At 69.7% G+C, this 8294-nt stretch carries 10 protein-coding genes and 1 pseudogene; 8 read left to right on the top strand and 3 right to left on the bottom strand.

Annotated elements, in window-relative coordinates:
* Window positions 1-12 precede the first annotated feature (12 nt).
* On the bottom strand, window positions 13-840 hold the full coding sequence (locus tag JW613_RS09720; protein ID WP_209210300.1) for a helix-turn-helix domain-containing protein: 828 nt from the start codon (window positions 838-840) through the stop codon (window positions 13-15).
* A gap of 110 nt (window positions 841-950) precedes the next feature.
* Between JW613_RS09720 and JW613_RS09715 the strand changes: the two genes are divergently transcribed.
* From JW613_RS09715 to JW613_RS09700, 4 genes are all read left to right on the top strand, one after another.
* Complete coding sequence (locus JW613_RS09715; protein ID WP_209210299.1) at window positions 951-1727, top strand: alpha/beta fold hydrolase; 777 nt, start codon at window positions 951-953, stop codon at window positions 1725-1727.
* Window positions 1728-1821: 94 nt separating this feature from the next.
* On the top strand, window positions 1822-1962 hold the full coding sequence (locus JW613_RS09710; protein WP_209210298.1) for a hypothetical protein: 141 nt from the start codon (window positions 1822-1824) through the stop codon (window positions 1960-1962).
* A 779-nt stretch (window positions 1963-2741) separates the two neighbouring features.
* Complete coding sequence (locus JW613_RS09705) at window positions 2742-3233, top strand: DinB family protein (RefSeq protein WP_307865847.1); 492 nt, start codon at window positions 2742-2744, stop codon at window positions 3231-3233.
* Between the two features lie 137 nt (window positions 3234-3370).
* Complete coding sequence (locus tag JW613_RS09700) at window positions 3371-3979, top strand: hypothetical protein (protein WP_209210297.1); 609 nt, start codon at window positions 3371-3373, stop codon at window positions 3977-3979.
* Here JW613_RS09700 and JW613_RS36325 read toward each other — a convergent pair.
* Complete coding sequence (locus JW613_RS36325; RefSeq protein WP_280635132.1) at window positions 3969-4091, bottom strand: hypothetical protein; 123 nt, start codon at window positions 4089-4091, stop codon at window positions 3969-3971. The genes JW613_RS09700 and JW613_RS36325 overlap by 11 nt on opposite strands.
* 75 nt (window positions 4092-4166) lie before the next feature.
* Between JW613_RS36325 and JW613_RS09695 the strand changes: the two genes are divergently transcribed.
* Entirely contained in the window at window positions 4167-4679 is a 513-nt protein-coding gene (locus JW613_RS09695; protein ID WP_209210296.1) for a S24/S26 family peptidase, read from the top strand.
* A 116-nt stretch (window positions 4680-4795) separates the two neighbouring features.
* Here JW613_RS09695 and JW613_RS09690 read toward each other — a convergent pair whose 3' ends face one another.
* A complete protein-coding gene (locus JW613_RS09690; RefSeq protein WP_209210295.1) occupies window positions 4796-5263 on the bottom strand; it encodes a MarR family winged helix-turn-helix transcriptional regulator in 468 nt (155 codons plus the stop codon).
* 235 nt (window positions 5264-5498) lie between these two features.
* Here JW613_RS09690 and JW613_RS09685 point away from each other — a divergent pair.
* The 3 genes and pseudogenes from JW613_RS09685 to JW613_RS09675 form a co-directional block, all read left to right on the top strand.
* Window positions 5499-6677, top strand: a pseudogene (locus tag JW613_RS09685) (MFS transporter); the annotation flags it as partial.
* Window positions 6678-6857: 180 nt separating this feature from the next.
* Entirely contained in the window at window positions 6858-7271 is a 414-nt protein-coding gene (locus JW613_RS09680) for a GlcG/HbpS family heme-binding protein (RefSeq protein ID WP_209210293.1), read from the top strand.
* A gap of 74 nt (window positions 7272-7345) precedes the next feature.
* Window positions 7346-8170 (top strand): aldo/keto reductase, encoded by an 825-nt coding sequence (locus JW613_RS09675; protein WP_209210292.1) that lies wholly within the window; start codon window positions 7346-7348, stop codon window positions 8168-8170.
* Window positions 8171-8294 lie beyond the last annotated feature (124 nt).

The following is an 8294-nucleotide window of genomic DNA, read 5'->3' as shown; positions in this document are numbered from 1 at the left end:
AGGTACACCCCCTCACTCGGCGGCCACCGTCGCATGCCATGCGCCCGGGCGCATGCCTGTCGCCTTCCGGAAGAACACCGAGAAGTTGGACGCGTCGGGGAAGCCGAGCGTGTTGGCGCAGGCGGCCGCGGTGAGGCGGTCGTGTGCGAGGAGCCGTTTGGCTTCCAGGACGATCCGATCGACGATGTACGCCTTCGCGCTGCGGCCGGTGACCTGCTGCACCGCTCTTGTGAGGGTGCGGGGGGAGTATCCCAGTGTCCGGGCGTAGTAGCCGACGTTGTGATGTTCCCGGAAGTGTGCGTCGACGCTGGACCGGAACAGCTGGAACACCGGATTGATCGACCGTGCTTCGGCGTGGGGAGGCCGTAGCCGGGCGATGAGCGCGGAGAGCAGGATCTCGGGCAGCTCCGTCGAGATATCCCCGGGTGGGGCGGATGCTTCGAGGAGGAGATGGTCGCGCGCGGTGTCGACGAACGGCCAGTCCGCGTCGGGAATGCGCCAGTGTGCGACCAGGTCCGGGGACGCGACGAGCTCCCGGGTGGCGTGGGTGACCGGCGCGGTCGGCACGAACAGCACGACGTGCCCAGCCACTCCGGCGATGTCATCCCATCGGTGCACAGCCCCAGGAGCGATCCACACCGCGGACCGCTCCTGGAGCGGGTGTCGGAGGAAGTCCACGGTGACGGATCCGTGCCCGGCATCGACCACGGCGAGGACGTGGAAGTCCGCACGCTGTGTCCCGCCGTCGTTCAGCTCGCGAAGGCGGTCGAACGTCATGGTTTCGACAGTGGCGGCACGGCGCCCGACGGGCTGGTAGGTCATCTGCCGGATCACGGTCATCTGTCCAGTTTCCACCATCAGGCGACCAGTCGTGCCGATGCCCCGGCACGGCGGAAGAGGTTCGATGAACACAGAACAACCGCCTCAGAGCCTTGATCGAGAGAGTCACGATGAACACGACGCAGCAGTCGCTACTGCCCGCTTACGACCATCGGCTGGGGACCGGACCGACCCTTGTGTTTCTGCACTACTGGGGTGGGTCCGCCCGCACCTGGGACCTCGTCGTCGACCGCCTCGCGGGACGCGACATGCTCGCTGTCGACTTCCGCGGGTGGAGCCGCTCGAGCAACCTGGCCGGCCCCTACACCCTCCGCCAACTCGCCGACGACACGCTCGCCGTGATCGCCGACGCGGGCGTCACCGACCACGTCCTCGTCGGACATTCCATGGGTGGCAAGATCGCACAGCTCATAGCGGCGACCCGGCCCGCCGGGCTCCGCGGGATCATCCTCGTCGGTTCCGCTCCGGCGAAGCCCGCCGTAGAGATCACTCCCGAGTACCGGGAAGGCCTTTCCCACGCCTACGACTCCGACGAGTCCGTCGCCGGCGCACGGGATCACATCCTCACCGCGACCGAACTGCCCGAATCGATCAAGTCGCAGATCGCGACCGACTCGCGGGCCAGTTGCGACGCGGCCCGCACTGAGTGGCCGCTGCGCGGCATCGCGGAGGACGTCTGCGAGCACACCCGCATGATCAGCGTCCCCGCCCTCGTCGTCGCCGGAGAGAACGACCATGTCGAGCCCGTCGACGTGCTCGTCGACAACCTGGTGCCCTACCTCTCCGGAGCCGACTTCACGGTGATTCCGAACACGGGTCACCTGATCCCGCTGGAAGCTCCGGCCGATCTCGTCGAGGCAATCACGGCCTTCGCGCCAGCAGTGTGACCATCTGCACGGCCTGAGAATCGACTTCCTCCACGATCACCCGCGGGACGCCCCGCCGCGTGACAGCGCAAGACCGGGCCCCGACCCTCCCGCGTTGATACGCACTCCGCCAGACCTGCTTGCCGCGGCCGGCCGGGGCGACAAGCAGGTCGCCCTCACCCCCCAGCACCGTGCCGAGACACCTCAGCAGGTGGGGCCCGTGTTCATGGACTCCCTGCAGACCGGTGACGTCTAGGACCTGCTGCCGCTCTACGAGTCGACAGCGACGGCTCGGCCGTCTCGTGGCCCGGGGACGTCTGCGGACCAAGGGCGAGCCCGCAGCATGGCCACATGGCCTCTGACCTGATTCGTCGTGGACACCAGCCGACGACCAGCGCGAGTAGTTCTCCTGCCCTCACACCACAGCCATGACCAGCAACTTCACGATGCACACCGCTCATTGGGGAGACCCGGTCGGTACCCAGGCCGGAGAGGCAGGCTTCGTCCCTGACCCGGTCTGGGGTGGTGGGGACAGACTGCAGCAGGCCGCAGGCAACGCGACGCGCCGGGACCGACAGGACTCGCCCCTTCCTTCGGAGCATCGCCACAGCCAGTCGCGCTTTCACCTTCCCCGACGGATGCCGAGGGGGCTACCGGGACGGACTCGCCTTCCCTCGCGCGGTAGAGTTGAGTTCAACGAGAGCTCTGCGGCACTCCGGACGCGATAGTCCGAGGCAGTGCCGGTCTCGTCGTCTCGCTGGCCCAGACGCTCGTCATCGACGACACCCCTCTCGGCCAGGAATCCGAGTCGGCATCCGATTCGTGTGCGACACCGAGCCGATCGGCTCGGCCCCCATTTGCCCCTGGCCAGCGGAATTTTCGCCGCCTTCTTGTCGGCTCGTCGGGTCCGGCGGTATCCCCCGCCGCACCGAAGCCGAGCACATCGCCTCGTCGCGGACGTTCGACCGGGCGCACCGGCAGTCCACTCGACCGGACCATGAGTCTCCCCGCTTCCCACGAAAGGACACCCACACCGTGAACAATCCGACTCGTATCACCGGCGGCCCCGAGCGCCAGATGCTGGAGTACATGCTCGACCACGTGCGGGCCGAGCTGATCGACACCGTGCACGGCCTGTCTGAAACAGAGGCACGCCGCCGTCTCGTCCCATCCATGACGACGTCAATCGGACTGGTCAAACACGCTGCGTTCGCAGAAAGGATGTGGTTCCAGCACGTCTTGGGAGGTTTGCCGGAAGCCGAATGCGACGGTGCCATGGCGGGCGAAGCCAGTTTCGAGGTCAGTGACGACGAAACAGTTGCCGATGTCATCGCCGAATTCGAACGCGCCGGAAACCGCGCACGAGCGATCGCCGCGGAAATCGACCTCGACGCCACCCGGCAACGCCCTGGCTTCGGCACCGTCAGCCTGCGATGGATCTATCTGCTCATGATCCAGGAATTCGCCCGCCACGCCGGGCACAGCGACATCCTGCGTGAGCAGACCGACGCCACCCGCCGGACGTGAGCCAGGCGGCCAGATCCCGCCGGACAGCCCCCCGGACGGGCGTCGCCGGAGGCACCGAACCGGCAGTCGCACGCCGGTCGGCTGCGGAAGAGCCGCCCTCGAACCGACGGCTGCCGGCACGCCGTTAGGGTGCCGTCATGCTTCCGTGCGGCCCTGTATCGTCCCCCGCTGCCGAGCGCCAGGAATGGCAGCAGGCGCTGGTCGTCTTGGGCTGCCCGCTGGCCGCCGTGGGGCCCCGACAGCACGAGGACTGGCTGGTGGACGCCGCAGCGGTGCTCCAGTTCCGCACCCGCGATCCGCGCGGCTGGCTGCCCGACACCCACACCAGCTGGCTCCAGCGCACCAGGCACTCCCCGTACTACCCCTTCGACCGGCTGGAGCCGCACCACCTCGACCACCATCTGGAACTGCTGACCCACGAGGCGGCGGTCGAACTGACCGCGCTGCACTGGACCGCCACGCCCCACGGCGGCACCCAGCCGTCCGGCGCGCCCGACCCGGTACGGCGGCGCCGACTGTGGTCGGCGGCCCGCACTCTCCTGGCCCGATTCGGCCCCGACGCGGAGTACGCCACCAACGCCGAGGACCTCAGCAGCGGCACGGACCCCCACTGGTACCGCGACGGCTTCTCCCTCTCCTGCTTCGCGGGGGTGGACGCGCAGCGGGACGGCATCATCACGGACTTCGGCATCCTGGCGGCCTCGGACACGGAGGTCGGAGCGTTCTGGAACTTCTTCATCGACTGACCCCTCGACGTACCCAGCCGGTCAGCTCGGCACCGTACGGGACGCGGACCGCATCGTGGTCCTCGCCCAGGAACGGGTCGTCGAACAGGGCGGCCACGAGGAGCTGATGCACAGGACGGCGAGTACGCCCGTCTGTGCACGCTCCAGGCGAGCGGCTATCAGGAGCCGGCCCGCGAGGCGGTACCAAGTGAGCCCTGCACGAACGGCCGCACACGCCGCACGGGACCTGGCGCTGCTCGTTTTCGGTCTGCTACGGGGCGGCAGACTGGTGTCCGTCACGGTCCGCGGCGCCAGCATGCTGCCCGTCTACCAGGACCGCGACCGAGTGCTCGTACGGCGCGGGCCCACGCCCCGGCGCGGAACCGTCGTGGTCGCGGAGCGCCCCGACCCGGACGGACGCTGGTCCCTCCCGGCGCTCACCGGGCCCGCGCACGCGCAAGCTCTGGCGGGCCGGGAGTGGGTGATCAAACGCGTGGCCGCCCTCCCCGGCGACTCCCTGCCGCTCGGCGAAGTCCCCGCGCTCGCCGCACCGGAAGGAGCGGGAACACCGGCCTGCCCCGCACACTGGGCACGGTTCTCCGAGCGCTGCCCCCGGCTCCCTGAGTCCCCCGCCCCGCTCCGCGGACCAGCCCATGTACGCACGCATGAAGGAGGCCGGGTACGACTTCCCCGGCGACGACTACGCGTTCCGCGCGGGTGAGGTCGCTCCGAAGAAGCGCTCGGCACCGAGGTCGTGTGCTTCGACGACCCGGGCGGCGCGATTGTGGAGATCACCGGTCCCGGGGCGGATTCGCCCGCTGACGCCCGGGCGCCGGCTCACGCCGGGTGGATGGGGCCCTGCAGCTCGTGGACGGCCTTGACGAGCGGGGCGAGTGCGGGGTCCTCGGCTGCCTCGTCCAGGGCCTTGCGCAGGGCGGTGTTGTGGGTGGGCCGGGCCTCGTCCAGCAGACGTATGCCGGCCTCGGTCACATCCGTGTAGATGCCGCGGCGGTCGGTGGGGCACAGATAGCGCGAGAGCAGACCGCGCTCCTCCAGCCGCGTCACCAGCCGTGTGGTGGCGCTCTGGCTGAGCACGACGGAGTCGGCGACCTGGCGCATCTGCAGGTGGCCGCCCTCGCCGTCGTGCTGCCGGCTGAGCACGTCCAGCAGCGAGTACTCGCGGGCGCTCAGCTTGTGCCCCGCCTGCAGCGCGCGTTCGACGCAGCTCTCGATGCGGCCGTGCAGCAGTGAGAGAGCCGACCAGCTGTGCGCCAGTGCGGTCATCGCCGGGTCGGTGGCGGTCATGAACAGCTCCCTCGGACGGGTCTTGCGAGCAGTGGTGAGGCACCCGGCAGGGGACTGTCGGGCGTATCACTCGATCCACTATACCCGCGTTTGCAATTATCCAGCGCGTGCAATTATTGTGGGCGCTCGTAAGGCGCTAGCGCACCTTCATGGACCGCACCTTCAACCGCGCCTTCCGCCCCGGGCTCACCGCCCGTCCCCTCTCTCCCCCTTGCACCGTCAAAGGACCCCTGTCATGCCGCTCGCACTGCTGGCCCTGGCCATAGGCGCTTTCGGAATCGGCACCACGGAATTCGTGATCATGGGACTGCTGCCCCAGGTCGGCGCGGATCTCGGGGTATCGGTTCCCACGGCCGGCCTCCTGGTCACCGGCTACGCCCTCGGCGTCATGATCGGCGCGCCGATCATGACCGTCCTGGGCACCAAGATCTCCCGCAAGAACATGCTCATGCTGCTCATGGGCCTGTTCATCCTCGGCAATCTCATCTCCGCCGTCGCCCCCGTCTTCGCCGTCATGCTGATCGGCCGGGTGGTGGCCTCGCTGGCCCACGGTGCCTTCTTCGGCATCGGCTCCGTCGTCGCCGCCGAACTGGTGGCGCCGGAGAAGAAGGCCGGCGCCATCTCGATGATGTTCACGGGCCTGACCGTGGCCAACGTCGTCGGCGTGCCCCTGGGCACGTTCGTGGGGCAGAGCGCGGGCTGGCGGGTGACCTTCGTGATCGTCGCCGCGCTCGGTGTGCTCGGCCTGGCGGGCGTCGCCAAACTGGTGCCCGACATGCCCAAGCCGGAGGGCGTGCGGCTGCGGCACGAGGTCGCCGCCTTCAAGAACACCCAGGTCGTGCTGGCCATGGCCATGACCGTGCTCGGTTTCGGCGGCGTTTTCGCCGCGATCACCTACATCGCACCGATGATGACCGACGTCGGCGGCTTCGCCGAGTCCTCCGTCACCTGGCTGATGGTGGTCTTCGGGCTCGGCATGGTGGCGGGCAATCTCATCGGCGGCCGGTTCGCCGACCGCAGGCTGATGCCGATGCTCTACACGGCCCTGGGCGGCCTGGCGCTGGTCCTGCTGCTGTTCACCTTCCTGGCCTCCGTCCAGGTCGCGGCCGTTGCGGCCGTCTTCCTCATCGGCGCCCTCGGCTTCGCCACCGTACCGCCGCTGCAGAAGCGGGTCCTGGACCACGCCCACGGCGCCCCCACGCTGGCCTCGGCTGCCAACATCGGCGCCTTCAACCTGGGCAACGCGCTGTCCGCCTGGCTCGGCGGCATGGTGATCTCCGCCGGTCTCGGCTACACCGCACCCAACGCCGTCGGCGCCGTCCTGGCCGCCGCCGCGCTGGTGCTGGCCGTGGTCGCGCGCCGGATGGAACTGCGCCCGTCCCGCGGCGCGGCACGACCACCGACCGCGAGCCCATCGACCGCGAGCCCACCGGTCCCGGCGCCGAAGCCGCAGACCTCGCACCCGCGGACCTCGCCTCCGCCACGACCGCCGCCCCGGCCGCCGACTCCGGCTCCGTTCCGGCCGTGGCGTGCGCCGTCCGCTCCTGACCGCCGCGACACGCGGACGTCCATCACCCACCGTAGGAAGTGACCCATGAGCACCACCGTGACCCCGCTGACCACGGCCGACGCCGAGACCCTCATCGCAGCGGCCCGCCACGCCGCCGACGAGGCGGGAGTTCCCGTCAGCATCTCCGTTCTCGACGCCGGCGGCCACCCGCTGGCATTCCGCCGCGATGAGCGCGCCGTGCTCATCTCCGGCGAGACCAGCACGGCCAAGGCCTACACCGCCCTGCAACTGAACGCACCGACCGCCGAGGTGGCCGACCTGGTCAAGCCGGACGGTCCCTTCCACTCGCTGCCCACCGCGCTGAACAAGCCCCTGCTGTTCATCGCGGGCGGGGTGCCCGTCCACCGCGACGGTCAGCTCATCGGCGCCCTCGGGCTCGGCGGTGGCGCCCCCGAGCAGGACCACGGATTCGCCCAGGCCGCCCTCCAGGCGCTCTGACCGACATCGACCAGTACCCCAGCCCCCAGCACCCCAACTCCCCAAGTCCCCAGCACCACCGAAAGGCCCCTCTCATGACCTCCGTCCCGAACGTGACGCTCAACAACGGCGTGGTCATGCCGCAGCTCGGCTTCGGCGTCTTCCAGGTCCCCGACGAGGAGACCGCCCCCGCCGTCGCCGTCGCCCTCGCGGCCGGCTACCGCAGCATCGACACCGCCGCGGTCTACGGCAACGAGCGCGGCGTCGGCCAGGCTCTCAGCGCCTCCGGCCTCCCCCGCGAGGACCTCTTCATCACGACCAAGCTGTGGAACGACGACCAGGGCAAGGACAAGGCCCTGGCCGCGTTCGACGCCTCCCTGGACAAGCTCGGCCTCGACTACGTCGACCTCTACCTGATCCACTGGCCCACCCCGGCCCGTGATCTGTATGTGGAGACCTACAAGGTGCTGGAGGAGATCCTGGCGAGCGGGCGCACCCGCGCGATCGGCGTCTCGAACTTCCGGGTCCCCGACCTGCGGCGGCTCCAGGACAGCACCGGTGTCACCCCGGCCGTCAACCAGATCGAGCTGCACCCCGCGCTCCAGCAGAACGAGCTGCGCGCCTTCCACGCCGAGCACGGCATCGCCACCGAGGCGTGGAGCCCGCTGGCCCAGGGTGCGGTCCTCAAGGACGAGCCGATCGTGAAGATCGCCGGATCGCACGGCGTGTCCCCGGCGCAGGTGGTGCTGCGCTGGCACCTGCAGAGCGGCAACATCGTGATCCCCAAGTCCGTCACCTCCGAGCGCATCCGACAGAACCTCGACGTCTTCGGCTTCGAGCTGAGCGATGCCGACATGTCCGCCATCGCGGGCCTGGACCGCGGGCTGCGCACCGGTCCGGACCCCGACACCCTCAACTGACCACCACCCCGAACGCCCCGAGCGCCCGCCCCGCCCCTCGCGTCATGGGGCGGGCGCGCGGGGCACCTGCCGTGCACCGGCATCGACGTACGTACCGAGGCATCGACCTCTCTCGGTATCGATG

Origin of the sequence: Streptomyces smyrnaeus, from assembly GCF_017676345.1 — a bacterium.
Lineage (GTDB): Bacteria > Actinomycetota > Actinomycetes > Streptomycetales > Streptomycetaceae > Streptomyces > Streptomyces smyrnaeus.
Note: the sequence above shows the minus strand (reverse complement) of the source record. Positions and strands in the feature narration are given on the sequence as shown.

Excerpts from the sequence above, each read along its gene's own strand:
- JW613_RS09700 (WP_209210297.1), top strand. The coding sequence starts at position 3,371 with ATGCTTCCGTGCGGCCCTGTATCGTCCCCCGCTGCCGAGCGCCAGGAA.
- JW613_RS09680 (WP_209210293.1), top strand. The coding sequence starts at position 6,858 with ATGAGCACCACCGTGACCCCGCTGACCACGGCCGACGCCGAGACCCTC.
- JW613_RS09715 (WP_209210299.1), top strand. The coding sequence starts at position 951 with ATGAACACGACGCAGCAGTCGCTACTGCCCGCTTACGACCATCGGCTG.
- JW613_RS09675 (WP_209210292.1), top strand. The coding sequence starts at position 7,346 with ATGACCTCCGTCCCGAACGTGACGCTCAACAACGGCGTGGTCATGCCG.
- JW613_RS09720 (WP_209210300.1), bottom strand. The coding sequence starts at position 840 with ATGACCGTGATCCGGCAGATGACCTACCAGCCCGTCGGGCGCCGTGCC.
- JW613_RS09690 (WP_209210295.1), bottom strand. The coding sequence starts at position 5,263 with ATGACCGCCACCGACCCGGCGATGACCGCACTGGCGCACAGCTGGTCG.